Below are 26444 nucleotides of genomic sequence, written 5' to 3' on the forward strand. Positions count from 1 at the left end.
GCGCGGCGTGGCTGGCGTGGGCCTTGCTGCAGCCGCTGCTGCGCCAGGGCCTTGCGGCGGTAGCGACGCTGCCCTGGTGGTGGCGGGCGGCCTGGCCGTGGATCTCGGCCACGGCGCCGCTGGCGGGGCGCCTGTGCACCTGGCGCTGGCGCCTGCGCCTGATGCGCGCCATCGACCGGGCCGCGCTGCCGGCCGGCGTAGGCTACGCCCACATGGCCGCGCTGTGCTGGAGCGCGGCGGTGGCCGCGGGAACGACGGTGTTGGCCGGCATGGCCGCCCTGACGCAGGCGGGACCCTGGGCATGGGCCGCCTGGACAGCCGCGGCCGCGCTGGCGGCCGGCGCCGCGCCCTGGCTCTGGCTGCTCGACCTGGGCCGCAAGCGGCGTCGCAGCATCGAACGGGACCTGCCGTTCGTGTTCGACATGATGACCCTGTGCGTGGAGGCCGGATTGAGCGTGCAGGGGGCTTTGCAGCTGGCGGCGCGCAGCGGGCCGCCGGGCGCCTTGCGCGATGCGCTGGCCGACGCCCTGGCGGAGATGCGGGCCGGCGTGTCCCGCAGCGCCGCGATCAAGGCCCTGGCGCAGCGCTGCGACAGCCCGCTGGCGCGCAACTGGGCCGCGGCGGTGGCCCAGGCCGAGGCTTTGGGGATCAGTCTGGGGCCGGTGCTGCGGGCGCAGGCGGCGCAGTGCCGCAGCGACCGCCATCTGCGCGCCGAGCAACTGGCCATGCAGGCGCCGGTGAAAATGCTGCTGCCGCTGATCGCCTGCATTTTTCCGTGCACCTTCATCGTGCTGGCGTTTCCGATCGCGGTCCAGTTGCTGCAGGGCGTGCAATGATCAGGCCCACGCCCTTGCCGCGGGGCCGCCTCAGGTTGCTGAAAGTCACGCGCTGGAGCGCCCGCCTGCGGGGGCTGTTGGGCCGCCGGCCGCCCGGGCCGCGCTGCGGCATCCTGCTGGCGCCCTGCGCGGGCGTGCATACCTTCGGCATGCGCTACGCGATCGACGTGGCGTTCGTGGCGCCGGATGGAAGGGTGCTGCGGGCGCGCCGGGCGCTGGCGCCCTGGCGCGTGGCCTTATGCCTGGGCGCCGTTGCCGTCGTTGAGATGCGCGCCGGCGTTCTCGATGCCGAATACGGAGGTATAGGCGGGGTAGAAGCTGCAATACAGCACGCCGCCGGCGGCGATATTGAAGGGGATCTGCAGCGTGCCCGCAAACTGCGGCGATAGCCCGATGGCCACCAGCAGGCCGGCGCAGAGGTCGATGAACAGGAAGATCAGGACCCAGGTGGCGCCGTACACCAGGAACGGCAGTTTGTTGCGCCAGCAGGCGATGCCCGAGAAGAACAGCGCCTGGACCAGGCGCAGCCCGTGCCAGGCCACCAGCACCGGCGCGTGCCAGAAGAGCGCGGCGATCACGACGTAGACGATGGCGAACAACGACAGCGGCAGGGCCATCGCCGACAGGATGGGCTCCATGCTTTTCTCGACGGAGGCGATGCGCATGCCTTCGACCATCGCATCCGTGAAGGGCAGGAAAATCACCAGGCCGGCCACCATGCACAGCGCGGCATACAGCAATCCCATCAGGAACAGCTTCCTGAAGACCCCTGGTTGTTTCAGCGGCTTGCCCCACATCGAGGGCAGCATGACCCGGTCGGCCTCGACATGCTTGCATGCGGAAAGCGTCATCAGGGTGATGATGGGCATCAGCGCAACGACCAGAATGGGACCGATAGGCGGCGTTGCGGTGGCGAAAACGACCAGGAGACTGATGGCCATGGCCCAGGTGAACATGGCCAGGGGTTGCTTGCGGAACAGGCGGAAGCCGTCTCGAACCCATTGCCAGCCGGATGCCGCGGGGAGGAATGCTGCTTGCATGGCTCTCTAGAAGGGGAATCTCTCAAAAAGGGACGCTATACGTCATTATGGGGGCCATGACCGTTACGGCAATATGGGCAGCCCCGGCCGGTGGCGCGCCTGCAACACTCTTTCGAAGTGCCGCGGATCGTGCGGTTTGAGGGTCTGCGCCGGCCGCGGCAGGAAAAAGTCGTACAGCCGCGATATCCAGAAACGCAGCGCGGCGGCGCGCAACATCAGCGGCCAGGCCTCGCGTTCGGCGTCCGTGAACGGCCGCTCGGCGGCATAGGCGCCCAGCCAGGATGCTACCAATTCGGGGACGAACTCGCCCGTGTCGCGCTCGATGCACCAGTCGTTGACGCTGACCGCCACGTCGAACAGCCAGGTGTCGCAGCCGGCGAAATAGAAATCGATGATGCCGCCCATGAGCGGGTCTTCGAAGGTGCCGGCGAACAGCACGTTGTCGCGGAACAGGTCGCAGTGGGCCGGACCGCCGGGCAGCGACTGCCAGGCGGGCGTTGCGGCGGCGGCCTGCTGGGCGGCAAGCTCGGCCTGCAGCAGATCGGCCTGGGCGGGCTCCAGGAAGGGCAGGACCTTGGGCGCGGTTTCCAGCCACCACGACAGCCCGCGCAGGTTGGGCTGTTGCAGCGGAAAGTCGCGGCCGGCCAGGTGGGCGCGCGCCAGCGTGGCGCCGGCCAGCGCGCAGTGCGCGACGCCGGGCGCCGGCTCGTAGCCGCCGGGCAGGCGCGAAACAATCGCGCAGGGCTTGCCGTGCAGGGTGGTCAGGCGCGTGCCGTCGCGCAGGGTCTGCGGGCGCGGCACCGGGATGCCGCGCTCGGCCAGGTGGTACATCAGTTCGATATAGAACGGAAGCTGGGCCTGCGTCAGCACCTCGAACAGCGTCAGGACGTACTCGCCGCGGCTCGTGTACAGGAAGTAGTTGGTGTTCTCGATGCCCGCCGTGATCCCCCGCAGCGAAATGAACTCGCCCAGGTCGAAATGCGCCAGGAGGCTGCGCGCGTCGTCGTCGGATACGGGAGTGAATACGGCCATTGATATGCGGGAGTCAGGGGTTAACGGAAGGCCAGGACATGCCTGTGCGGCGGCGCAATTTTAGACCACCCGCCGCATCGGCCCGGCCGTGGGCGTCCGGGAGCCGCAAGCCGCTTGCCGGACACAATCCGGCCAAGCACCGTAAAATACCGCATCCCCTTGTTTTGCAGAGTGATTCTTGGACTCCCCCGACTGGCGGCTGTGCGTCGCCCCCATGATCGATGTGACCGACCGCCACTGCCGTTTTTTCCATCGGCTGCTGGCGCCGCGCGCGCGCCTGTACACGGAAATGATCACCACCGGCGCGCTGCTGTACGGCAATGTCGAACGCCACCTGGATTTCGACGAGGCCGAGCATCCCGTGGCCTTGCAACTGGGCGGCAGCGAGCCGGACGCCCTGGCCCAGTCGGCCCGGCTGGGTCGCAAATGGGGCTACGACGAAATCAACCTGAACTGCGGCTGCCCGTCGGAGCGCGTGCAGAAGGGCGCTTTCGGCGCCTGCCTGATGGCTGAGCCGGCGCTGGTGGCCGACTGCATGAAGGCCATGCAGGACGCGGTGGACATTCCCGTCACTGTCAAGCACAGGCTTGGGCTGGATTACGACGAATCCTATGAATTCGTTCGGGATTTCGTCGGCAAGATCTACGACACCGGATGCCGGGTGTTCATCGCCCATGCCCGCAACGCGGTGCTCAAGGGCCTGTCGCCCAAGGACAACCGCGAGATCCCGCCGCTGCGCTACGACGTGGTGCGCCAGCTCAAGCGCGACTTTCCGGATTGCACTTTCGTGCTCAACGGCGGCCTGGCCGACGCCGAGCAATCGGTGCGCGCCGCCGGCGATTTCGATGGGGTCATGCTGGGCCGCGCCGCCTGGCATACGCCACGCGTGCTGTCCGAGATTTCCCTGCAGCTGTGGCCGTCCCTGCGGCTGCCCAGCGATGCGCAGGTGGTCGACGCCATGACCGAATACGCCGCGCGCCAGGTCGCGCGCGGCGTGCCGCTGCGCGTGATGACGCGGCCCATGCTGGGCCTGGTGAACGGGCAATCGGGGGCGCGCCGGTGGCGGCGCATGCTGTCGGACCCGGCCTTGCTGGCGGAAAACCGGCCGGAACTCATATACGAGGCCTGGCGCAGCCAGCGGCATGCGCCGGATATGCGCGGCGCTGCGAGCGTCGCGGCGCCGGCGGGAGCCTGACCGGCGGCGGGCGCCGCCGGCGCAATCAGGACTTGGCCGGTTCGGCGCTTTCGGTGGGCCAGTCGCGGATGTAGGCCTTGAGCATGTTGTTTTCGAACTGCTGGGCCGCCACGATGGCCTGGGCCATGTCGTAGAAAGAAATCACGCCCATCAGGGTGGGGCCGTCCATGACCGGGATGTAGCGCGCGTGCTTTTCCAGCATCAGGCGCTGCACTTCCTCGGCGCTGGTATTGGGCGAGACGCTGACCGGCGCGTCGTCCATGATGGAGCGGATGGTGGTTTCCCCGGCGTTGCCGCCATGCGCGTGCATGTGGCGGATGATCTCGCGGAACGTGAGCATGCCGGTCAGGGTGCCGAACTCCATGATGACGAGCGAGCCGATGTCCTGCTCGCTCATCGTTTGCACGGCCTGGGACACAGGCATGTCGGGCGACGCCGTATAGAGCGTATCGCCCTTGACGCGCAAAATCTCGCTGACCTTCAACATCGGTTCCTCCTGGGCGGACTACGCCCGAATACTGATTACTAATTCTTTTTCGCTTCCAGCTGCAATACCGGCGCGATTCCATTTTCAGTATTTTGCGCTTCTCCGCAGACTTCTTCCAGCGTGGGCGTATTTTGTTCGGAAAACACGGCGGCCGCGACCCGCAGTATTTCCGGGTCGTTGCGCACCCTGGACTGGTTGCGGTCGAGCAGAAAATGGTCCACCACAGGCGCCATCGAGGTCTGGCGGGCGTCGCAGGTCAGCACCCAGTTGTCCTCGGGCGTGCGCGTGGCCAGCCCCATGCCGCTCAGCGTTTCCAGCACTTCGTTGAGCTCGTCCTGGTGCAGCCGCAGCTGCGAGGCCAGCACGCTGGCCGGCAGGCCGCGCTGCTGCGCGCCGACCTGCGCCTTGCGCAGCGCGCGCAGCGCGTCCAGGGCGTCGACGAAGGTGGCGCCGGCATAGCGGTTGATCTTGCGGCGGCCCAGGCGGACCAGCGGCGCGCTGGAGGCCAGCGTGGCGCCCAGCAGCACGGCCAGCCAAGACAGGTAGATCCAGAGCAGGAAGATGGGCAGGGTGGCGAAGGCGCCGTAGATGACGGTGTAGGTCGGAAAGCGCGTCAGGTAGTAGGCGAAGGCCGATTTCATGATTTCCAGCGCGATCGCGGTCACGCAGCCGCCCAGCAGCGCGTCGCGCCACAGGACTTCGCGGTTCGGCACCACCACGAACAGCGCGGCGAATCCCAGCGCGGTCAGGACCAGCGGGATGAAGGAAATGGCCACGCTGACGATTTCCGGCACGTCGCGCACCAGCCCCAGCGACTCGCGCGCCACGAAGGAGGTGGCCCACAGGCTGGCGCCGGCCACCACCGGCCCCAGCGTGATGAGCGCCCAGTAGACCAGCGCGCGCTGGCGCAGCGGACGCTGGCGCGTGACGTGCCAGATGTCGTTGAGCGCCTTGTCGATGGTCATGATCAGCAGCAGCGACGTGATCAGCAGGAACACGCCGCCGATGGCGGTCAGGCGCGAGGCCTGGCGCGCGAACTGGTTCAGGTAGTCCATGATGTTGTCCGAAACGGACGGCGGCATCAGGCTGTTGGTCAGGAAGTCCTCGAGCGCGAGGCGGAATTCCTGGAACACGGGAAACGCGGTGAACAGCGACAGCACCACGGCCAGCATCGGCACGATGGCCAGCACGGTGGTGAAGGTGAGGCTGGAGGTGACCTGGAGCAGTTTTTCTTCGCCGGCGCGTTCAAAGGTGAAGCGGACGATGCGCCAGGCTCTCGCGCCCCATGAAGAGCGCGATGTCGGGGATCTGGGGGCCGCCGGCGCGGCGGCAGGCTCGGCGGGGCGATTCATCAGGCGATAATAGCAGCATGAACCCTGAACTCAACCCCCGCCTGCGCCTGCTCGCCTCGGTTTCGCTGTTTGCCCTGATAGTGCTTTGCGTGACCTGGGAGACCGTGGTGGCGCCGGTGCGGCCCGGAGGGTCCTGGATGCTGCTGAAGGCCTTGCCGCTGGCGTTTCCGCTGCGCGGCATCCTGCGCGGCAATCTCTATACCTACCAATGGGCGTCGATGCTGTCGCTGCTGTACCTGATGGAAGGGGTGGTGCGCGCCATGTCCGACCCGGCCGCGCTGTCGGTGGCGATGGCGTGGGGGGAGATCCTGCTCTCGACGGTTTTCTTCCTGAGCGCCATTTTCTACGTGCGGCCCGCCAAGCGGGCCGCCAGGAGGCAACGCGCATGAGCGCCCATACGCTGGCCGAGCTACGTACGGTCAATTCCTTCGCCGCCTTGCCGCCGGCTTTCTATACGCGTCTTGCGCCGCGCCCGCTGAACCAGCCGCGGCTGCTGCACGCCAATCCCGACGCCGCGCGCCTGATCGGCCTGGACCCGGCGGTGCTGGATACGCCCGAGTTCCTGAGCGTGTTTTCGGGGGCGCAGCCGCTGCCCGGCGGCGATACCCTGGCGGCCGTCTACAGCGGCCACCAGTTCGGCGTCTGGGCCGGCCAGCTGGGCGACGGGCGCGCCCACCTGCTGGGCGAGGTCGAAGGGCCGCAGGGCGCCTGGGAGCTGCAGCTCAAGGGCTCGGGCATGACGCCTTATTCGCGCATGGGCGACGGCCGCGCCGTATTGCGCTCGTCGGTGCGCGAATACCTGGCCAGCGAAGCCATGCACGGCCTGGGCGTGCCCACCACGCGCGCGCTGGCGCTGGTGGTTTCCGACGACCCGGTCATGCGCGAAACCGTCGAGACCGCCGCCATCGTGACGCGCATGTCGCCCAGCTTCGTGCGCTTCGGCTCGTTCGAGCACTGGTCCTCGCGGCGCCAGCCGGAACCGCTCAAGACCCTGGCGGACTACGTCATCGACCGCTATTACCCGCAGTGCCGCGAAATGCCGGGCGGCGCGCCGCGGGACGACGGCGTGGCCGTGCTGAACCTGCTGCGCGAGGTCACGCGGCGCACGGCGCTGCTGATGGCCGACTGGCAGGCGGTCGGGTTCTGCCACGGGGTGATGAACACTGACAATATGTCCATCCTGGGGCTTACGCTGGATTACGGCCCCTACGGTTTCATGGACGGCTTCCGGCTGGGGCATGTCTGTAACCACTCGGATACCGAAGGACGTTATTCCTGGAACCGGCAGCCGTCGGTGGCGCTATGGAACCTGTACCGCCTGGGCGGCAGCCTGCATGCGCTGGTGCCCGACGTCGACGGCCTGCGCGCGGCGCTGGACGAATTCGAGCCGGTGTTCACCCGCGCGTTCCACGAACGGATGGCCGCCAAGCTGGGCCTGGCCGCGTGGCAGGTGGAAGACGAGCCGCTGCTGGACGATCTGCTCAAGCTGATGGACGCCAACCAGGCCGACTTCACCCTGACCTTCCGGCGCCTGGCCGATGCGCTCGCGGGCCAGCGCAGCGCATTCGAAGACCTGTTCATCGACCGCCCGGCCGCGGGCGCCTGGCTGGACCGCCTGCTGGCGCGCCATGCGCAGGACGCGCGCCCGGCGCCCGAGGTGGCGGCCGGCATGAACCGCGTCAATCCGCTGTACGTGCTGCGCAATCACCTGGCCGAGGAGGCGATCCGCGCCGCCAAGACGGGCGACGCCGGCGAAATCGATACGCTGCTCAAACTGTTGCGCAATCCCTACGAGGCGCAGCCCGGTTATGAGCGGTACGCGGGATTGCCGCCCGACTGGGCCGGCAGCATCGAAGTCAGCTGCTCGTCCTGAATATACCGAGCCGCCGTAAACTGATTTTGAAAGGACTTAGGCGAAAATACCTATTTGGAAATGGAATATCGCAGTTTTTTTCACTGCAATCATTCGTTTCCATTGTAAAAGTCGTAAGATTGTCGCCAACGGGACACTCCGGGGGCCAGCGTCCGCGGGGCATTTGTCGATACTCTTCAATATAAAGCACTCTAAATATGGCTGGCGCAGATGGTTTGCTGTGTATCGGTCTGCTTGAGGATGACGCCGATTTCCGGGAGGAACTGGCGTTAGGCTTGGGTGGCTATGGTTTTCGGGTGGCATTCGCCTGTGATAATGCGGCGGCGTTTTATCGCCGGTTGCAGGAGCAGCCGTGCGACATCGTCATACTCGATGCGCACTTGCCGGGCGAAGACGGTTTTTCCGTGGCGACCCGCCTGCGCGCCCTGAGCCCCGTCGGCATCGTCATGCTGACCGGCCGCAGCGCGCTGGAAGACCGGGTGCGCGGCCTGGAAGGCGGCGCCGACGTCTACATGACCAAGCCCGTGGACCTGCTGGAGCTCAGCTCGGTCATACGCAGCCTGGCCCGCCGGATGCGCCTGGCCAAGGCGCCGAATCCCACCACCGCGGAAACCCGCGCCCCGGCCGACAGTTCATGGTCGCTGCAGGACGGCGGCTGGATACTGGTGGCGCCGGACGGCGCTTCCCTGCATCTCAGCGCGCAGGAGCGTACCTTCCTGATCGCGCTGATGGACGCGGCCGGCAGCGCGGTCAGCCGCCAGGTGCTGGCCGAACTGTTCCTGCCCGACAGCCCGGGCGGTTTCGAATTGCGCCGCATCGACGTGCTGGTCAGCCGCCTGCGCGCCAAGGCGCAAAGCGCCGGCCTCAAGCTGCCGGTGCTGTCCGTGCGCGGCCAGGGCTACGTGTTCGCCGCCTGAGCCGGCGGCGGGTTGGACGGCAGCGTCACGACGAAACGCGTGCCCACGCCCACCGTGCTTTGCATGGTCAGCGAGCCGCCCTGGTTCTGGCAGATGCGCCGGGCCAGGTACAGGCCTATCCCCAGGCCTTGCGTTTCCCGATGCGCGGCGCGCCGGAAATGCGGCTCGAAAATCCGCGCCTGTTCCTCTTCCCCGATGCCCGGGCCGCGGTCGGTGACCGCCACCCAGGCCATCGGCACGTCGCCCGCGCGGCTTAGGCCGGTCTCGATGCGCACCGGCTGATTGGCCGGCGAATACTTGATGGCGTTGTGGATCAGGTTGCGCACCACGACGCAGGTCAGCGGCCGGTCGCAATAGACGGGCAGGGGGCTTTCGGCCTCCAGGATCAGCGCATGCGCGGTATCGGGCTGCATCGAGGCGACCACGTCGCGCGCCAGCGCCGCCAGGTCCGCCGACTCGCCTCGGGGCGTCCAGGCCTGCTCGCCGAGCCGGTCCTGGTTCAGCAGCTGGTCCATAAGTTCGGTCATCCGCGAGACCGAACGATGGATGCGCGCAAGGCGGCTGCCGGTGGCGTCGCCGCCGTCGGCGAGAATCATGTCCAGGGATTGGGCGGCCGCGCTGATGGTGGCCAGCGGCGCGCGCAGCTCGTGCGAGATCAGCGCGTTCATCTGGCGTTGCGTATCGAGCGCGCCGGCCAGTTCCGCCAGCCGCAGTTCGCCCTGGGCGAGCTGGTCCGTGCCGGCGGCGGGCGCCGGGCCGGTGGCTGCGGGCGCGGGGGCGGGGGCGGATGCGGCGGCGGCCCGCTCGCCCATGGCGTACAGCAGCAGCGCGCCCGTCACCAGCAGCAGCCGCAGCAGTTCCCAGCCCAGATGCGCGCCGGCGGCGGCGCCGGGCCGCCCGGCGTCGCTGGCCAGCACCCAGGCCGAGACGGCATAGGCCAGCGCCATGGCCAGCATCGCCGCGTTCGCACTGGAGCCCCGCAGCGCGCGCCACAGGAACCAGGCAGCCAGCAGCACGCTGGTAATCGAGCAGGCGCCGGCTATCGTAGTGTGGACGGCGCTATTGCCGGGCCCGTAGGCAAGCACCAGCCTCAATGCGGCCAGGGTGGCCAGTGTGGTGCTGACCCAACGGCAGACCGTCGCCAGCCTGCCGGCGCCGGGCGTCTGCGCCAGCGCCGGCACGGTAAGCGCGAGCAGGGCGGCGTAGGAGCCGGCTTGCAGCGCGCCGGGCGGCAGCAGCGCGGGCGTGGCGCGGTACACGCCCTCGACCAGCATGAACGCCAGGCCGGCGCCGTGCATGGCGTTGCGGGTGGCGGCCCAGGCCAGCGCGCAGGCCGCGGCGCAGGCGATCGCGACGCCGGCGGTCAGGCCCAGGCTGATGTCCGCATAGGCGGCGCTCGGCGCATGGGTTTGCGCGGCCGCGGGAAAGCACAGCGCATACAACAGCAGGCCCAGGATGGCCGGCAGGACGGGCCCGCGGATACGAAGAGGCGATACTGGCGTCAACTAGAAACCCATGGATGTTCGGCCGGGAGGTCGTGCGCTTGGGGCGAGTGTACGCGAGCGCCGCGTATCGCGTGGACGCCCAGCCCTTCCAGGATGTTCTGGGTCGCGATGTCGGGCACGTCCTCCGCATAGACCTGCATGTGCAGCGTGATGGCCGTGGCGACCACGGTGGCGGCCAGGTGGCGGTTGCCGGGGCTGTGCTGCAGGCCGGCGATGAAGCTGCCGCTCAGCTTCACGTAGGACAGCGGAAACTCGTGCAGGCGTTCCATGGCGCCGAAGTGCTGCGGCAGCCGCGCCACGCCGATCCGGCCGCCGGCGTCCGTGGCGATGCGGCAGAGCTCGTGCAGGTCCGCTTCCTGTTCCACCAGCGCGGCCGCGTCGACTTCGAGGATGAGGCGCTGGGCCAGCGCCGGCCGGTCGTCCAGCATGCGTTGCAATCGGGACAGGAACGAGGGCTGGGCGAGCGAGGCCAGCGCCACGGGCACGGACAAGGCGCCCCGGCCGGCATACAGCCAGTCCAGCGCCAGCCGCACGGCCTGCACGTCGCAATCGGCCGACAGCCCGAGCCGGACCGCGGGCGGCATGAAGATGGAGGCCGGCACCGGGTCGGCGTCGGCGGTGTCGTGCAGGGTCAGGCTGGCTTCCTGGTGCAGCAGGGCGCCTGCCAGGTCGTGCAGCGGCTGCACCGTCAGCGAGAAGCGATGCTGCTCCAGCGCCGTGACCAGCGCGTCGTGCCAGCTGTATTCGCCGATGGGCGTGCTGTCGGGCGCGCGGTTGGCCGGCGTGACCTGATCGTCGTCGGCGCTCTCGGCGCACATCAGCGCGTGGTCCAGGCGGGCCAGGGTTTCGCTCATGTTGTCGTCCGGCCCGTAGGCGGCCAGCGCCATGGCCCAGCGGCACCAGCCGTGCTTGTCCATCGGCACGCGCAGCGAGCGCAGTTCGCGCCGCACGCGTTCGGCCAGCAGGCCGGCCTGCGGCGCCGACGAACGCGGCAGCAGCAGGGCGAAATCGGAGCCGCTCAGGCGGGCCAGCAGCGCGGTCTGCTGGCCGAACTCGGCCACCAGCTTGAGCAGCCGGTCCGACGAGGAGCGCAGCCACTGGTCGGCGAAGGCGCGCGACAGGTGGCGGTTGATCTGCGCCAGGTCCCGCTGGCGGAACATCAGGAGATGGCCGCCGGCCTCCGGCGCCTTGTCGGCCAGCGCCAGCCGGAACTGTTCGATGAAATAGCGGCGGTTGTGCAGGCGCGTGATGGGGTCCAGGTAGACCTCGCTCTGCAGCGATTCGATGCGGGCGTTCTGTTCCTGCACGGCGGCGGCCACCAGGCGCTGCGCGTCGGCCAGCGCCCGGTCCGTTTCGGCCGCGGCGGGCGCGCCGTCCGCCGGAGCAGTGGCCTGCGTCTGCATGCGCCGCGCCAGGTTCAGGGCGACCAGTATCCACAGCACGGCGGCGGCCACCACCAGACCGAGGATGCGCACGCCGCTTTGCCAGAGGGTGTCGCGCGCCTGCCGCGAATCGGCCTGGACCGTGACCGTGCCCTGGGCGGCGCCGTCGGCCGTGACGAAGGCGCGCGACACGGCGGGCGCCTCTATGCCCAGCCAGGCGTTGCGCCAGTCGTATTCGCGGCCCGCGGCCTCGTCCGGCCTGGCGCGCCGTTCCAGCGTCGAGCCGTTCTTTTCATCGGTGATGCGTATCAGCGCGTATTGGCCCTGCGCATACAGCTCGTCGGCCAGTGTGGCGCGTTGGCCGGCGTCGCTGACGGAATGCGACAAGACCCAGGCCAGCATGGCCGCGCCTTTTTCACTGCGCTGCGCCAGCTGCGAGTCGAGATACCGATGCGCAGCCGCCACACCCAGCGCCTGGGCGCCGAGCAGGGCCAAACCGATCAGGATGGCGGCGATGAAAAGTACCCGGCGGAAAGTGGGCATGTGGTTGAAGTTTCTCTAGCTGCCCGGCTCCGGCCAGGACGCCTGGATGGGAAACGTGACACGCGTTGCTAGCACATTGACGCAGGTCTTTGTACAGTAATTCTGCATGTCACATACCGTACAGAATATTACTAAATATGCGCCACCACCGGGCAAGCTGTGCAATTATTTCGGTGCTGCGGCCAAACGCCGTCAACTATCGGGCTCTTGCGTATTAATTTTCCGGTGTTGGCTGTCGTAGTACCAGGGAGGATGCATGCCGCGGGCCGGGAGAAGCCGCTCGGGGCCATCTTTCCCGCGGCGCTATATCAAAGTACTGTAGGAATACAAGGAAAAAGAGGTGCGTTGCCTCTGATATGTGGCGTTTTTTTGCGAAACCAATGCATAACTTAAAAAATGTTACAGCCCTTGGGTTCCTTGCCGAACCGCAACGCCAGGGGCATATGGATAGGGGGCTCCGTGCGTGAGAGTTACCTGCTCGCACTGTGCCTGGTGCTGGCAGCCGCCCTTGTGGCGATATGCCTGATCTTTGTACGCAGGGAGCGCGCGCTACGGCGGCGCCTGCGGTTCGATGAACTGACCGGCCTGCTCAGCCAGCAGGAATTGCAGCGGCGCGCGCGCGGCTGGTTCGACGGCGGCCGTTCGTGGCGCGGCGCCTTCTTCCTCGTCGGTTTCGAGCAGTATGCCGAGATCAGCGCCATGTTGCGCGCCGGAGAAGACCAGGCCCTGCTGGCGCAGGTGGCCGGCCGGCTCGGCCTGATCGCGCGCACGCTCGGGGGCGTGGCGGCGCGCACGGGGGCGGCCAGCTTCACGGTCTGCGTGCCCGACGTGGACGAGCAGGGGGCGGCGCAGGTGTCGGCCAAGCTGCTGGACGACCTGAGCGCGCCCCTGGAACTGGGCGGCCGTACCCTGGTGGTGGTATTCCGGGTCGGCGCCGCGCTTTATCCCGAACACGGACGCAGCGTCGAGGAACTGCAACGTTGCGTCCAGGTGGCGATGGTGCCGCTGAAGGCGCGCGGCGGCCCGGGCTGGAGCCTCTTCGATTTCCGCATGCTGGCCCACCAGCGTGACCAGCAGGGCCTGGAAAACGATCTGCGCCTGGCCCTGACCACGCCGGCCATGGAACAGTTCGAGCTGTATTACCAGCCGGTCTGGGACAGCAGCACGGGCGTGGTGCAGGGATGCGAGGCGTTATTGCGCTGGCATCATCCCGTGCTGGGCAGCGTGTCGCCGGCCGTGACCATCGAACTGGCCGAGCGCAGCGGGCTGATCGTGCCGCTGGGGGCCTGGATTCTGGAACGCGCCTGCACCCAGGCGGCGCAATGGCCGGCGGCATGGCGCGTGCACGTGAACCTGTCGGTCAGGCAGATGAACGAAGGCGGCCTGGTGGACCTGGTCTCCAGGGCGCTGGCCGGCGCCCGGCTGGAGCCGCGCAAGCTGGTGCTGGAGATCACGGAATCGCTGTTCATCCTGCACTACGAGCAGCACGTGAAGGTCTTGAACGCGCTGCGCGCCATGGGCGTGGGCATGGCGCTGGACGACTTCGGCTGCGGCTATTCCAGCCTGAACCACCTGCGCTCGCTGCCGATAGACTGGGTCAAGATCGACCGCAGCTTCATTTCCGCGCTGGAGTCGGACGCCGGCAGCCGCGAGGTCGTGTCCGCGCTGTTCGGCCTGTGCCAGGCGATGCACCTGCCGGTGGTGGCCGAAGGCGTCGAAACCGAGGGCCAGCGCGAGATCCTCAAGTCGCTGGGATGCCGGGTCATGCAGGGCTACCTGCTGGGACGGCCCGCGCCGGCCTCGGAAATCCAGGCTTTGGCCTCCGCGGTGTCATAATCGGGGTTGCTTGCAAACCGACTCCGCTGACTCCTTATGCCCGGCAACACCTTAGGTACTCTCTTTACCGTCACCAATTTCGGCGAATCCCACGGCCCCGCCATCGGCTGCGTCGTCGACGGCTGCCCGCCCGGATTGCCCCTGGAGGCCTCCGACATCCAGCTGGAACTGGACCGCCGCCGTCCCGGCACCTCGCGCCACGTCACGCAGCGCCAGGAAGCCGACCAGGTCGAGATTCTGTCGGGCGTGTACGAAGGGGTGACGACGGGCACGCCGATCGGCCTGCTGATCCGCAACACGGACGCGCGCAGCAAAGACTACTCGAACATCGCCGACACCTTCCGGCCCGGCCATGCCGACTACACCTACTGGCGCAAGTTCGGCGTGCGCGATCCGCGCGGCGGCGGACGCTCGTCGGCGCGCCTGACCGCGCCCACCGTGGCCGCGGGCGCCATCGCCAAGAAGTGGCTGGCGCAGCAGTACGGGGTGCAGGTGCGCGGCTACATGAGCCAGCTGGGCCCGATCTCCATTCCTTTCGTGTCCTGGGACGAAGTCCCCAACAATCCGTTCTATGCGCCCAATGCCGGGATCGTGCCCGAGCTCGAAGCCTACATGGACCAGCTGCGCCGCGACGGCGACTCCATCGGCGCGCGCATCGAGGTGGTGGCCGAGAACCTGCCGGCGGGCTGGGGCGAACCCATTTACGACCGCCTGGACGCCGACATCGCGCACGTGATGATGGGCCTGAACGCGGTCAAGGGCGTCTCGATCGGCGCCGGCTTCGACAGCATCGCACAGCGCGGCTCCGAACACGGCGACGAGATCACGCCCGATGGTTTCCTGAGCAACCATGCGGGCGGCGTGCTGGGCGGCATTTCCACCGGCCAGCCGGTGACCGTGTCGCTCGCAATCAAGCCGACCTCCAGCATCCGGGTCGAGCGCAAGTCGGTTAACCGCGCCAACGAGCCGGTCCAGGTGCAGACCCTGGGCCGCCACGATCCTTGCGTCGGCATCCGCGCCACGCCCATCGCCGAGGCGATGCTGGCGCTGGTGCTGATCGACCACGCCCTGCGCCATCGCGCGCAATGCGGCGATCCGGTCTGATACGCTGACGTTCCCCGCAATACGTACTTCGAATACCTGGAGGCCGACATGATCCGGAAACGTTTCCCGCTGCGCCAGGCGGGCGCGGCGCTTGCGCTGGCCGCCCTGGCCGGCTGCACGGGCATGAACACCACCCAGTCCGGCGCCATCGGCGTCAACCGGACCCAGTACATGTCCAGCATGGTGCCTTCGCAGGCGCTGGACCAGGAAGCCAGCCAGCAATATGCCGACATCGTCAAGCAGGCCAAGGCCAAGGGCCAGCTGGACCGCGACGCCCAGCAGCTCGCGCGCGTGCGTGCGATTTCGCAACGGCTGATCGCGCAGACGCCGGTGTTCCGGCCGGACGCCGCAAGCTGGAACTGGGAAGTGCACGTGCTGTCCAGCGACGAAATCAACGCCTGGTGCATGCCGGGCGGCAAGATCGCCGTCTACACCGGCCTGATCTCCAAGATCAAGCCCACGGACGACGAGCTGGCGGCGGTGATGGGCCATGAAATCGCCCACGCGCTGCGCGAACATGCCCGCGAGCGGGTGTCGCAGCAGATGGCGACGAGCCTGGGATTATCGGTGCTGTCCATCGCGACGGGCTCCAGCGTGGCTTCCGACCTGGGCGGCCAGCTTACCAACGTGATGTTCACGCTGCCCAACAGCCGCACCCACGAAACCGAGGCCGACCGCATGGGCGTGGAACTGGCGGCCCGCGCCGGCTTCGACCCGCGGGCCGCCGTGACGCTGTGGCAGAAGATGGGCGCGGCCGACCAGGGCAGCGCCCCGCCCGAGATCCTGTCGACCCACCCGTCGGCAGCCTCGCGCATCGCCGACCTGCAGGCCGCGGCGCAGCAGGTGCTGCCGCTGTACGAACAGTCCAAGGGCAAGGCCGCCGCGCGCTGAGCGCGGCCGGCGCCGCGGGCCGCTTCAGGCCCGGCCCGCGGCGATCCTGACGCCGGGGCCGCGCATGATGCCTATGCCCAGCTCGGCCAGGATGCGCTGCGTTTCGGCGTCGGGTACATCCTCGGCATAGACCGCGATATTCAGCCTGCGCGCCGTTTCCAGCACCGACGCGGTCAGCTGCTGGCTGCCGGGGCTTTGCGACATGCCGCCCACGAAACCGCCGCCCAGCTTCACGTAGGACAAGGGCAGGGTGTGCAACTGCGCCACCGCGCCGAACTGCTGCGCCAGGCGGCGCACGCCGATATGCGCGCCGAACTCCGAGGTCACCCGCGCCAGCGCGGCGATCTGTTCGTGGCATTCCACCAGGCCGTGGGCGTCGATTTCCAGGTACAGCCGGCTCGCCAACGGCCGGTGCTCGGTCAGCATCAGGGCCAGCTGGCGGAAGAATTTCTGGCCGCGCAGCGAGGGCAGGGCGACCCGCACGGCCAGTTCGCCGGGATTGGCGGCCAGCCAGTCCAGGCCCAGGCTTACCGCTTCCAGGTCGCAATCCGCCACCAGGTCCAGCCGCACCGCCGGCGGGATGAACAGCGTCGCCGGGATCGGTTCCTGGTCGGCGGCGGTGCGCAGCATCAGCATGGCCTCCACGCGCACCGGGCTGCCGTCGGTGGCTTTCAGGGTTTCCGGGGCCAGCTCGAAACGATGTTCCTCCAGGGCGCACAGAATCGCGTCCTTCCAGGCGCGTTCGCCGGATTCGGAGGGCGTGTGCATGTCGGTCGCGCCCGCGATCACGACCTGGTCGTTGCCGGCGCTTTCGGCCCGCATCAGCCCGAAATCCAGCCGCGCCAGCACCGGCCCGGCCTGATGGCCGTGGCCGTAGTCGGTGATGGCCTGGGCCCAGCGGCACAGGTGGCCTTCGCCGACCGGGATGCGCGAGGCATGCAGGTCGGCGCGCACCTGTTCGGCGATCATCATCGCCTGCGGCGCCGCGCAGCCGGGCAGCAGCAGCGCGAAATCCGATCCGTTCAGGCGCGCCAGCAGCGGCGTGGCCACGTGCATGCGCCGCAGCGTGCCGCCGATGCGCTCGCAGGTCGTGCGCAGCCACTGGTCGATGAATTCGCGCGGCATGTGGCGGTTCAGGTCGGCCAGGTCGCGCTGGCGGAACACCAGGATATGGCCGCCATCGACGGCGCGTCCGGCCACGGCCTGCGGCATTTCCAGCGCGCGGCGGAATTCGTTGACGAAGTACTTGCGGTTGGGCAGGCCGGTGACCGGGTCCTGGTTCAGTTCGACCTGCAACGATTCGATGCGGGCGTTCTGTTCTTCGACGCTGGCATAGACACGCTCGCGCGTCTGGTTCAGGGCCTGCACCACGCCGGACAGCTCGGGCACGCGCGCCTGCACCTGGCCGGCCGGCGATTCCTGGCCGATGCGGCGCACGTGGTCGCTGATCTCGCGCAGCAGCCGATTCTTGATCCAGCCCACCAGCAGAAAGGCGAACACCGCCCACAGAATGCCCGCGCCCACCACCAGGGCGATCATCTTCAGGCTGCTGCGCCACAGGGCTTCCCAGGCGTAGGCGTCGTTGGCCACCAGCGTGACCTCGCCGATCTGGCGCCAGCCGTCGCTGACCGCATGCGTGGCCGGCTCCGCGTTCAACGGGGCCAGCGCCCGGAACCAGGTCGGCACCGAGGCCGCGGTGGCGGTCGACTGACGTTCGATCAGGACCTTGCCTTCGGGATCGGACAGGCGCACCAGCGAAAAATGGCCGCCGTCATATAGCGCCGACACCAGCAGTTCCTGCACCACGGGATCGTTGTTGGCCGGCTGCGACAGCGACAAGGCCAGCGAGACGGCCGCATCGGTGCTCTGCACCTTCAACTGGCCGGAGAGGTATTCGCGGGCCGAGTTGACGCTTAGCGCCAGCGTGCCCAGCAGGATGACGCCGATTGCGAGAGTGACGCTGAGAAGTAGCTGTCTAAGTATGGACATGGTCTTATTTTCCGTACATCACGGGCGCAAACCTTCCCGTTGCATGCGTTGTAGTAGATCACGCCAGCGGCTGAGGCGGTCAACCGGGGCGGCGGGTTTGCCGTCGACATACACGCCGTCGGCATTGAAACTGAACACCGGCGTCAGATCGCGGCGTTGCGTGGCGGGCAGGATGGTCGAGACTAGGCTGTCCAGCACCAGCGGCACGGCGTTGGGGGTCTCGTAGTAGCCAAGCACCATGTGGGCGATCTGGCTGCTGCTCGCGGGCCCGCCGATGCGCGCCCGCACGTAGATGAAGCGCAGCTTGTTGGCCGGCACGCCCAGCTTGAGCAGCGTGAAGTACTTGCCGATGACGTAGTCTTCACAGTCGCCGGCTCCCTTGCCCAGCGATTCCAGCGGCGTGGCCCAGTAGTCGGTCTGGCGCCAGATGACACTGTCTTCGCCCGAGAGCAGGCTGCGGTTCCAGAAATCGTTGGCCATCGCGAGCGCGTCGCGCGTCTGGGCCGGCGGCGGGCTGCGCAGCAAGGCCAGCCACGAATCCACCGCGCGCGCGCCCTTGGCGCCATAGCGGCTGGCCGACAGGCTTTGCAGCTTGCCTGCGTCGATCTCCAGGGCGGAACTGCCGCTCCAGGTGCAGGCCAGACACAACAAAGCCCATCGACACAATTTCAGCGCGGGGCGGAAACGGGGAGACGACGGCATGCAGCGGATTTTCACATGTTTCCGAACATTTCAGGTGAAATGGACGAAAAAATGTGCCGTTGGCGGCAGAGCCGCCGCGCGTCCCCGCGCCGCATGGATTCAGGTGTGATCGACGATCAGCTTGTCCTTGCGCAACAGGTCGTTGATGATGGCCTGGTTATTCAGGATCTGACCGTTGGCTCCGTGCGTGAGATCGACGTTCTCCAGCACGATCTTCTGGTCGGCGCCCTGGCTGGCGAGCTGGCCCCGGGTATTGATCTCGATGAGCGTGCCGCCGCCGGCGTCGGCCGGATTCTGCCTGAAGCTCAGGTACTGGGTCAGGGTTGCGTCGCTTTCCCCGACCAGCAGATCCTTCAGGTCCAGGACGTCGCCGCCCTCGGCGGGTTTCAGGATCGAGAAGTCCTTGACCGTATCCACGGCAGGCGCGGCGGTGCTGCCCTGGTCGCCCAGTTCCCACTTGAAGGTGTCGCTGCCCGGGCCGCCCACAAGCGTGTCGTCGCCGCGCCCGCCATGCAGCACGTCGTCGCCGACGCCGCCGTACAGGAAGTCGTCGCCAGAGCCGCCGGCCAGCGTATCGTCGCCGGCCGAGCCGTAGCTCACGGCGTCCACGCGTATCGTGATGTCGCTGCTGCGTTGATAGGTGTAGGCGCTGCCGCCGTCGTCGCGGCCCTGGATCGTCATGCTCACTTCCAGGTCGAGCGCCCCGGAAAAGCCCTCGGCCGGTTTCAGCGTCAGCGTGGCCAGGTTCCAGCCCTTGACCTCCACCGAACCCTGGCCTTCCGTGGCAGTGAAACTGTGGCCCTGGCCATCGCTCAGCACGAACCCGGCCAGCAGGTTGCCGATCGCGATGCCGGCGATCCGCTCGCCGCCGGCCAGCGGCAGACTAACGGAATCGGTCTGGATCTGCGACAGCCTGATCGTGGAATTCACCGGGGCTTCGTTATAGCCGTAGACCTTGTAGTGGCCGGCGCCCTCGGTGCCGATCAGGCGGCCCACCTTGAAGCCGGAATCCTCGGCGGCCAATTGTTTCCTGGCGGCCTCGAAACTCGGGAAGAACTTCAGGGCCTTGCCCGGATTGCTGCTGTTTTCCACCCAGACATTGAACATGCCCGGGCCGTTCTGGTTATGCAGGAACATGTCCAGCGTATACAGGCCGCTCTCCGTCGGGGTAAAGGTGAAGGCCTTGACCGTGGCATGGTCGCTGCCCCAGCGCAGGTCCACCACCTGGCCGCCCATGTTGCGGTCGCCCAGCACCACGCGCAGGCTGTCGTCGCCCTGGGCATGCACGGTATAGGTGTCGCCGGCGCGCAGGTAGATCACTCCTTGCGCGTGCACGGCGGTGCCGCCCTGCACATTTCTCCAATCCGAGGCGCCGTCCGCGTTCGGGTCCTTGGCCATCAGATCCTGGACCAGATACTCGCTCGTTTCGGGATGATCTCCCACGAAATAAATGCTTCCATACGTGTGGCCGCGGCCGAAGCCTATCGGATTGCTGGAACGGTATCCATTGCCGTCCGGATCGACGGCCATCAGGCGCTTGATCATGGCTTCCAGCTCGTTGGACGGCGCGCCGTCGCCTTCTTCAGGGCTGCTGTTTTTCAGGCGGTCCAGGATCTCGTTGACCGTCTTGTCCGACTCGGAGAGATCGCGGTCTTTGACTGCCCACACCTTCAGGTTCAGGCCCTCGTTGCTCAACGCCGGCCGCGGCGCATACAGCGGCAGGTCGTCATCATGGACGACGACGCTAGCCGGTCTGGCGTCCGCGCCCACGCCGCCGCGCAGGGCCGGGCTTGCGCTGGCCTCGCCCAGCGACAGGATCAGGTCCTTGTTGCCCTCGACCACGCGATCGTCGGCCAGGGCGGCCGTCACAGTGGCGCTGGACCGGCCTGCTTCGATCGTGACGAAGCGGGGCAGACTGCCGGTATCGCCATCGTTTGCGGCCGCGCCGCTCCAGTTCAGGGCCACCGTGACGGAGTGCCCTTCAGGCACCTTGGCCGCGTTACCGTGCCTGTCGACCAGCGAAACCGTGTAGGAAACCGATCCGTCTGCCTCGCTCACATGGGCCTGGTCGGACTCGACCTTCACCTGCAGAGGGGGCGCGCCGTTATCGTAGCCGTTCAGCTCGATGGTGATATGGCCCTGCTGGCGATCGCCGTCGGCGTCGGTGACGGTGTAGGGGTAAGTCAGCTGCTTGCGTCCGACCTGAAATTCGTTATAGGCCTGGCGGCTCATCTCGAAAACGTAATGGCCGTTGGAGGCGACGATCAGCCGGCCGTATTCATTCAGGATGACCGTCGAGCCGTCGGAGCGCCTGACGCCTTTGTCCCATTGCACGGAGCCCGCGCCATCGCCGCCGTAATGCCAGCCCGGGGTGCCGGCATCGAACAGATTTCCTTCGACCGTGGGCAACGGGTCGGTCGAAGACACGGAGACGAACAACTCGAATGCGTTGCCCTTGTTTTCCTTTGTATTGAACGTAGTCACCGGATTGCCGTTCCTGTCCTTGAATCCCAGGATGTCCAGTACATAGGTCCGGTCGCCGACCTGGAACGTCTGTTGGCGGGTGGCGTTGGATATCCAGACGATATCGTCGACATATCCGCTGCCCCCGCCCGCGTTATTCAGGGTTTCCGCGTGATGCAGCTTGATGGTGTGGCGGATCACCTGCTCGGCCCCATCGATGGTCAGCCGCAAGGCAATATCCAGATCCACCGATGTAAGGTTGCCGGTTCCCTGGTTCACGACGACGGAGTTGCTGTGAGCAAAGGTTCCGATCCGGATGGGCGCGCCCAGCGGATCGATCGAACCGCGTAGCGCTTCGTTATCGAAGAAGGAGTAGCCGGACCGGTAAATGTTGGCCGGCGTACCCCAGGTAATGACGTCTATCCCCGGGTCCGAGTCATTTTGCACCTGGTCCTGGATCGTTCCATTCGTCAGCCTCCAATTGCTGAATCCGGTTTCCAGGCCGCCGATGCCGACATGGCTGACCGGTACGTCCAGGGTGGTGGCACGAACGGGATTGCCGGCCGGCATGTCGTCTTCGATATTGACCGTGATCTTGCCGGTGCTGCTGGCGCCCTGGGTGTCGGTAACCTTGACGCCGACGTCAAACGACAGCACGTCCTCGGCGCCCGGATTCCGGTGGTCCACCGGGGCCTGCAGCGCCACCGCATACTTGCCCTGGTTGTCGACGGTGACGCTGATGACCGTCTTGCCGCCGGCCACACCGGTCAAGGTCTGGCCGTCCTCGGCCAGCGTCCAGGCCACGGGCCTGCCGCCGGAGACCAGAACCCCATCGGCCGGCGCGACCAGCGAGACGCCATAGGCGGCCGCGGCGCCTTGGCCGCTGATCGACAACTGGCCGGTCGCGGTGCGCGCATCGGTGGTATCCGGCGTGCCCTGGTCATCCGCAATGCCGCCGGCCAGGCCTTCCTCGGACACGGATGCGCTTGCATCCTGGACTGCGGGGGGCTGGTAGGCATCCACGATGACGGCGCGGCCGGTGTCTGCGATGCCTTGAGGCAGGTCGGTTCCGCTGCCGGTCTTGCCTCTCAGCTCGGCCTCCAGCACCAGAGTCTCGCGGCCCTCGGAGACGCGGTCGGCCACGGTCTCGACGCTGATCGTGATGCCGCCCTGGACGCCGGCCGGGATGGTGAGGCTGTAGCTGCCGTCGGTATGGGACTTCACGTCGGCGGCGGCGCCGGCGACGGTGGCGGAAATCCTGCCCAGGTCCTTGGCGTCGGCGTCGCCGGCCAGCTTGAAGCTCAGTACGGTATCGGCGTCAACCGCCTTGTCCAGCTTGATCTCGAAGACCGCGCTTTCGCCTTCCTTGATGTCACCCGCGTCGGATACCGTGAGCGTGGGCAGATCTGCGCCCGGGCCTCGGTCGTCGACGATCACGGCGCGACCAGTGCCGGCGATGCCGGCCGGCAGCGTGCCGCTGGAGGTTTCGCCGGTGAGCGTGGCCGTCAGCGTCATCGGTTCGCGTCCCTCGAAGACGGCGTCGTCCACGGTTGGAACCGCGACCACGATGCCGCTCATGGCGCCGGCGGGAAGCGTGAAGCGATAGGCGCCGTCGGCGTTGGCGGTCACCTTGACGGCGACGCCGCCGATGGTGACGACGGGCGTGCCGTGATCTGCCGTTTCGGTCCGGCCATCCAGTTTGAGCGTGATCGTGGTGTCCTTGTCCAGATCGCCCGTATTGCCCAGGCTGATATGGAAGACGGCATCGGCGCCTTCGTTGACTTCTCCGGGGTCGGATACCGTGATGGTAGGCAGGTCCAGCACCGGGGTGACGGTGATGTTGAGGGTCGATCGGACGATGCTGCCTCGGTTATCGGTGACCAGGACGGTGACCTGGTCGGAACCGTTGTAATCGGGAGCGGGAGTGTATGTGTACTCTCCGGTCTGAGAATCGAGGTCGAGCGTGCCGTGTTTTGGAGGCTTGTCGAACCAATAGGTCAGCGTGTCGCCTTCCACATCGGTAGCAACGATCTTGCCCTTCAAGGGTTGGTCTTCGGCAGTCGTGAGATCGTAATCGGATACGACAGGAGAATCGTTGACGGCCGTGATGGTGACGTTGACGGTAGACGGCGTCGTGCCGCCTTGCCCATCGTCGACGAAGACGGTGAACCGGTCGGTGCCGTTGTAGTCGAGAGCCGGAGTGTAGGTGTATTGGCCCGTCTGCGAATCGAGGTCGAGCGTGCCGTGCTCCGGCGGCTGGTTGACCGTATAGCTCAGCGTGTCGCCATCCACATCGGTTGCAATGATCTTTCCCTTGACCGGCGAATCTTCGAAAGTCCGGAGGTCGTGGCCTTTAACGACAGGAACGTCATTGACGGGGGCGATGGTGATGCTGAGGGTCGATCGGACGATGCTGCCTCGGTTATCGGTGACCAGGACGGTGACCTGGTCGGAACCGTTGTAATCGGGGGCGGGAGTGTAGGTGTACTCTCCAGTCTGAGAATCGAGGTCGAGCGTGCCGTGTTTTGGAGGCTTGTCGAACCAATAGCTCAGCGTGTCGCCGTCCACATCGGTTGCAACGATCCTGCCCTTGAAGGGTTGGTCCTCGGCAGTCGTGAGATCGTAATCGGACACGACAGGAGGATCATTGACGGCAGTGACGACGATATTGACGGTCGAGGATGTCTTTCCTCCGTGGTCGTCATCGACGATGACGGTGAACCTGTCAGAACCGTTGTAATCGAGGGCGGGAGTGTAGGTGTACTGGCCCGTCTCCGAATCGATATCGAGCTGGCCGTGCTTCGGAAATTCGATGACCGTATAGCGCAGCGTATCGCCGTCCGCATCGCTTGCAATGATCTTTCCGTTGGCGGGTAGATCTTCGTAAGTCCTGAGGTCATGGCTTTCAACGACAGGAACGTCATTGACGGGGGTGACGGAGATATCGATGGTCGACTTCGTTACGCTGCCTCGGCGATCGTAGACGAAGACGGTGACCTGATCGGAGCCGTTGTAGTCGCGAGCGGGAGTGTAGGTGTACTCGCCCGTCAGATAATCGAGTTTGAACTTGCCATGCTTCGGAGGTTCGTAGAACCGATAGTGCAGCGTGTCGCCGTCCACATCGGTCGCAACGATCTTGCCATTGATGGGCTGATCTTCGAGCGTCGTGAGATCCAGGCTTTCCACGATGGGGGCATGGTTGACGGCGGAGACGGTGACGTTGACGGTCAACGGCGTCTTGCCGCCGTGGTCGTCATCGACGAGAACAGTGAACTGGTCGGCGCCGCTGTAATCGGCATCCGGCGTGTAGATGTACTCGCCCGTCAGCCGATTCAGGTCGAGCTTGCCGTGATTCGGACGTTCGGAAGCCAAATAGCTCAGCGTATCGCCGTCCACATCGCGTGCAATGATTTTTCCCTTGGCCGGCAGACCTTCGTGAGTCCTGAGATCGTGGTTTTCAACAACAGGCGCGTCGTTGACGGGGGTGATGGTGATGTCGGCGGTCGACACCACCAGGCTGCCTCGGCGATCATCGACGAAGACAGTGAAGCGGTCGGAGCCGTTGTAATCAGGCGCGGGAGCGTAGGTGTACTCACCTGTCTGCGAATCGAGGTCGAGCTTGCCGTGCTTCGGAGCCTCCTTGACCGTATAGATCAGCGCGTCGCCATCCGCGTCGGTTGCAACAATTTTTCCTTTGAGGGGCTGATCTTCGAGCGTCGTGAGATCCAGGGTTTCAACGATGGGGGCATGGTTTACGGCGGAGACGGTGACGTTGACGGTCAACGGCGTCTTGCCGCCGTGGTCGTCATCGGCGAGAACAGTGAACTGGTCGGCGCCGCTGTAATCGGCATCCGGCGTGTAGATGTACTCGCCCGTCAGCCGATTCAGGTCGAGCTTGCCGTGATTCGGACGTTCGGTAACCAAGTAGCTAAGCGTATCGCCGTCCACATCGCGTGCAATGATTTTCTCCTTGGCCGGCAGACCTTCGTGAGTCCTGAGATCGTGGCTTTCAACGACAGGCGCGTCGTTGACGGGGGTGATGGTGATGTCGGCGGTCGACACCGCCAGGCCGGCGTGGCCGTCGTTGACGAAGACGGTGAACCGGTCGGCGCCGTTGTAATTGGGCGCGGGAGCGTAGGTGTACTCGCCCGTCTGTGAATCGAGGTCGAGCTTGCCGTGCTTCGGAGGCTCTTTGATCGTATAGAGCAGTGTGTCGCCGTCCACGTCGGTTGCAACAATTCTGCCGTTGAGGGTCTGATCTTCGGCTGTCGTGAGTTCGTAATCGGGAACGACGGGACGATCGTTGATGGTGCCGATGATGATGTTGAAGGTCGACGGCGTCTTGCCGCCGTGGCCATCGTCGACGAGGATGGAGAATCGGTCGGTACCGTAGTAATTGAGGGCGGGCGTATAGGTGTACTCGCCCGTCAGCCGATTCAGGTCGAGCTTGCCGTGCTTAGGAGCGTCGGTAGTCAAGTAGCTCAGCGTATCGCCGTCCACATCGCTTGCAATGATTTTTCCCGTGATGGGCAGGTCTTCGAAAGTTGTGAGCTCGCGTTGTTTGACAACGGGAGCGTCATTGACGGGAGTGATGGTGATGTCGGCGGCCGATACCACCAGGCCGCCTCGGCGATCATCGACGAAGACAGTAAACCGGTCGGAGCCGTTGTAGTCGGGAGCGGGAGTGTAGGTGTACTCGCCCGTCCGCGAATCGAGGTCGAGCTTGCCGTGCTTCGGATCCTCCTTGACCGAATAGATCAGCGTGTCGCCGTCCACGTCGGTTGCAACAATTCTGCCCTTGATGGGTTGATCTTCGGCAGTCGTGAGATCGTAATCGGACACGACAGGACGATCATTGGTGGCGCCGATGATGACATTGACGGTCGACGGCGTTTTGCCGCCGTGGTTATCGTCGACGAAGATGGTGAATTGGTCGGTGCCGTAGTAGTCGAGAGCGGGCGTATAGGTGTACTCGCCCGTCAGCCGATCCAGGTCGAGCGTGCCGTGTTTAGGAGGGGCGTCGATCGTATAGCGCAGCGTATCGCCGTCCACGTCTGTCGCAACGATCTTGCGCTTGACGGGCTGATCTTCGTGAGTCCTGATATCGAGTTGTTTGACAACGGGAGCGTCATTGACGGGAGTGATGGCGATGTTGACGGTCGATGGGGTCTTGCCGCCGTGGTCGTCATCGACGAGGACGGTGAATTGGTCAGAACCGTTGTAGTCGGGACTTGGGGTGTAGGTGTACTCGCCGGTGGCCAGGTCGAGGTCGAGTTTTCCGTTTTTTGGCGGCTCAG

Annotated in this window: 18 protein-coding genes and 1 pseudogene; 10 read left to right on the top strand and 9 right to left on the bottom strand. The window is 66.4% G+C overall.

What is annotated here, in order from left to right; translation table 11 throughout:
* The first annotated feature begins 23 nt into the window (after window positions 1–23).
* Window positions 24–836, top strand: a complete 813-nt coding sequence (locus A6B37_RS25355; protein WP_348639094.1) for a type II secretion system F family protein — start codon at window positions 24–26, stop codon at window positions 834–836.
* Window positions 833–1063, top strand: a pseudogene (locus A6B37_RS26260) (DUF192 domain-containing protein); the annotation flags it as partial. The gene A6B37_RS25355 and the pseudogene A6B37_RS26260, both read left to right, overlap by 4 nt.
* Before the next feature lie 9 nt (window positions 1064–1072).
* Here the strand turns inward: A6B37_RS26260 and A6B37_RS26265 are convergent.
* Both A6B37_RS26265 and A6B37_RS25375 read right to left on the bottom strand, forming a co-directional pair.
* On the bottom strand, window positions 1073–1876 hold the full coding sequence (locus A6B37_RS26265; protein ID WP_246842574.1) for a BPSS1780 family membrane protein: 804 nt from the start codon (window positions 1874–1876) through the stop codon (window positions 1073–1075).
* Window positions 1877–1939: 63 nt separating this feature from the next.
* On the bottom strand, window positions 1940–2908 hold the full coding sequence (locus A6B37_RS25375; protein ID WP_111827270.1) for a homoserine kinase: 969 nt from the start codon (window positions 2906–2908) through the stop codon (window positions 1940–1942).
* Between the two features lie 214 nt (window positions 2909–3122).
* On the opposite strand from A6B37_RS25375, the gene dusA reads away from it, so the two are divergent.
* Window positions 3123–4103, top strand: a complete 981-nt coding sequence (gene dusA, locus A6B37_RS25380; RefSeq protein ID WP_246842576.1) for a tRNA dihydrouridine(20/20a) synthase DusA — start codon at window positions 3123–3125, stop codon at window positions 4101–4103.
* A gap of 25 nt (window positions 4104–4128) precedes the next feature.
* Here dusA and A6B37_RS25385 read toward each other — a convergent pair whose 3' ends face one another.
* Together A6B37_RS25385 and A6B37_RS25390 are read right to left on the bottom strand one after the other, a co-directional pair.
* Window positions 4129–4590 (bottom strand): CBS domain-containing protein, encoded by a 462-nt coding sequence (locus A6B37_RS25385; RefSeq protein WP_102771690.1) that lies wholly within the window; start codon window positions 4588–4590, stop codon window positions 4129–4131.
* A 38-nt stretch (window positions 4591–4628) separates the two neighbouring features.
* Window positions 4629–5942 (bottom strand): YihY family inner membrane protein, encoded by a 1314-nt coding sequence (locus tag A6B37_RS25390; protein ID WP_102771689.1) that lies wholly within the window; start codon window positions 5940–5942, stop codon window positions 4629–4631.
* 17 nt (window positions 5943–5959) lie between these two features.
* Here A6B37_RS25390 and A6B37_RS25395 point away from each other — a divergent pair, with 17 nt between their 5' ends.
* The 3 genes from A6B37_RS25395 to A6B37_RS25405 all read left to right on the top strand — a co-directional run bounded on the left by A6B37_RS25395 (window position 5960) and on the right by A6B37_RS25405 (window position 8732).
* Window positions 5960–6331 carry a DUF2069 domain-containing protein gene (locus A6B37_RS25395; protein ID WP_102771688.1) on the top strand — a complete coding sequence of 124 codons (372 nt, stop codon included), beginning with the start codon at window positions 5960–5962 and terminating at the stop codon, window positions 6329–6331.
* Window positions 6328–7815, top strand: coding sequence for a protein adenylyltransferase SelO (locus A6B37_RS25400; RefSeq protein WP_111827272.1), 1488 nt, complete (start codon window positions 6328–6330; stop codon window positions 7813–7815). Before A6B37_RS25395 ends, A6B37_RS25400 begins: the two co-directional genes overlap by 4 nt.
* 197 nt (window positions 7816–8012) lie before the next feature.
* The gene (locus A6B37_RS25405; RefSeq protein WP_111827273.1) at window positions 8013–8732 is read left to right on the top strand and encodes a response regulator transcription factor; all 720 of its coding nucleotides are present in this window, start codon (window positions 8013–8015) and stop codon (window positions 8730–8732) included.
* Here the strand turns inward: A6B37_RS25405 and A6B37_RS25410 are convergent.
* Complete coding sequence (locus A6B37_RS25410) at window positions 8714–10237, bottom strand: HAMP domain-containing sensor histidine kinase (RefSeq protein ID WP_246842575.1); 1524 nt, start codon at window positions 10235–10237, stop codon at window positions 8714–8716. The two genes, A6B37_RS25405 and A6B37_RS25410, sit on opposite strands and share 19 nt — an antisense overlap.
* Window positions 10234–12162: an EAL domain-containing protein gene (locus tag A6B37_RS25415; RefSeq protein WP_111827274.1), complete on the bottom strand. Its 1929-nt coding sequence runs from the start codon at window positions 12160–12162 to the stop codon at window positions 10234–10236. Before A6B37_RS25415 ends, A6B37_RS25410 begins: the two co-directional genes overlap by 4 nt.
* A gap of 459 nt (window positions 12163–12621) precedes the next feature.
* On the opposite strand from A6B37_RS25415, the gene A6B37_RS25420 reads away from it, so the two are divergent.
* From A6B37_RS25420 to A6B37_RS25430, 3 genes are read left to right on the top strand one after another with little or no spacing between them, the layout of a single operon-like run.
* Window positions 12622–13998 carry a bifunctional diguanylate cyclase/phosphodiesterase gene (locus tag A6B37_RS25420; protein ID WP_111827275.1) on the top strand — a complete coding sequence of 459 codons (1377 nt, stop codon included), beginning with the start codon at window positions 12622–12624 and terminating at the stop codon, window positions 13996–13998.
* Between the two features lie 36 nt (window positions 13999–14034).
* On the top strand, window positions 14035–15102 hold the full coding sequence (gene aroC, locus A6B37_RS25425; protein WP_102771683.1) for a chorismate synthase: 1068 nt from the start codon (window positions 14035–14037) through the stop codon (window positions 15100–15102).
* Window positions 15103–15150: 48 nt separating this feature from the next.
* On the top strand, window positions 15151–15993 hold the full coding sequence (locus tag A6B37_RS25430) for a M48 family metallopeptidase (RefSeq protein ID WP_102771682.1): 843 nt from the start codon (window positions 15151–15153) through the stop codon (window positions 15991–15993).
* A 24-nt stretch (window positions 15994–16017) separates the two neighbouring features.
* Here A6B37_RS25430 and A6B37_RS25435 read toward each other — a convergent pair whose 3' ends face one another.
* From A6B37_RS25435 to A6B37_RS25445, 3 genes are all read right to left on the bottom strand, one after another.
* On the bottom strand, window positions 16018–17982 hold the full coding sequence (locus A6B37_RS25435) for a LapD/MoxY N-terminal periplasmic domain-containing protein (protein WP_111827276.1): 1965 nt from the start codon (window positions 17980–17982) through the stop codon (window positions 16018–16020).
* An 18-nt stretch (window positions 17983–18000) separates the two neighbouring features.
* The gene (locus tag A6B37_RS25440) at window positions 18001–18684 is read right to left on the bottom strand and encodes a transglutaminase-like cysteine peptidase (RefSeq protein WP_168202335.1); all 684 of its coding nucleotides are present in this window, start codon (window positions 18682–18684) and stop codon (window positions 18001–18003) included.
* A gap of 99 nt (window positions 18685–18783) precedes the next feature.
* Window positions 18784–26298 (bottom strand): tandem-95 repeat protein, encoded by a 7515-nt coding sequence (locus tag A6B37_RS25445; RefSeq protein WP_348639095.1) that lies wholly within the window; start codon window positions 26296–26298, stop codon window positions 18784–18786.
* On the opposite strand from A6B37_RS25445, the gene A6B37_RS26270 reads away from it, so the two are divergent.
* A partial coding sequence (locus A6B37_RS26270; protein WP_246842578.1) for a hypothetical protein occupies window positions 26239–26444 on the top strand: 206 nt, incomplete at its 3' end. The two genes, A6B37_RS25445 and A6B37_RS26270, sit on opposite strands and share 60 nt — an antisense overlap.

The organism is Achromobacter sp. HZ01, from assembly GCF_003267925.1.
GTDB classification, from domain to species: domain Bacteria; phylum Pseudomonadota; class Gammaproteobacteria; order Burkholderiales; family Burkholderiaceae_B; genus Achromobacter; species Achromobacter pulmonis_A.

Bases quoted from the DNA above. Each gene is read 5' to 3' on its own strand.
- A6B37_RS25405 (WP_111827273.1), top strand. From the start codon at position 8,013: ATGGCTGGCGCAGATGGTTTGCTGTGTATCGGTCTGCTTGAGGATGAC.
- A6B37_RS25390 (WP_102771689.1), bottom strand. From the start codon at position 5,942: ATGAATCGCCCCGCCGAGCCTGCCGCCGCGCCGGCGGCCCCCAGATCC.
- A6B37_RS25375 (WP_111827270.1), bottom strand. From the start codon at position 2,908: ATGGCCGTATTCACTCCCGTATCCGACGACGACGCGCGCAGCCTCCTG.
- A6B37_RS25395 (WP_102771688.1), top strand. From the start codon at position 5,960: ATGAACCCTGAACTCAACCCCCGCCTGCGCCTGCTCGCCTCGGTTTCG.
- A6B37_RS25430 (WP_102771682.1), top strand. From the start codon at position 15,151: ATGATCCGGAAACGTTTCCCGCTGCGCCAGGCGGGCGCGGCGCTTGCG.
- A6B37_RS25440 (WP_168202335.1), bottom strand. From the start codon at position 18,684: ATGCCGTCGTCTCCCCGTTTCCGCCCCGCGCTGAAATTGTGTCGATGG.
- A6B37_RS25385 (WP_102771690.1), bottom strand. From the start codon at position 4,590: ATGTTGAAGGTCAGCGAGATTTTGCGCGTCAAGGGCGATACGCTCTAT.
- aroC (WP_102771683.1), top strand. From the start codon at position 14,035: ATGCCCGGCAACACCTTAGGTACTCTCTTTACCGTCACCAATTTCGGC.
- A6B37_RS26265 (WP_246842574.1), bottom strand. From the start codon at position 1,876: ATGCAAGCAGCATTCCTCCCCGCGGCATCCGGCTGGCAATGGGTTCGA.
- A6B37_RS25435 (WP_111827276.1), bottom strand. From the start codon at position 17,982: ATGTCCATACTTAGACAGCTACTTCTCAGCGTCACTCTCGCAATCGGC.
- A6B37_RS25415 (WP_111827274.1), bottom strand. From the start codon at position 12,162: ATGCCCACTTTCCGCCGGGTACTTTTCATCGCCGCCATCCTGATCGGT.
- A6B37_RS25400 (WP_111827272.1), top strand. From the start codon at position 6,328: ATGAGCGCCCATACGCTGGCCGAGCTACGTACGGTCAATTCCTTCGCC.
- dusA (WP_246842576.1), top strand. From the start codon at position 3,123: ATGATCGATGTGACCGACCGCCACTGCCGTTTTTTCCATCGGCTGCTG.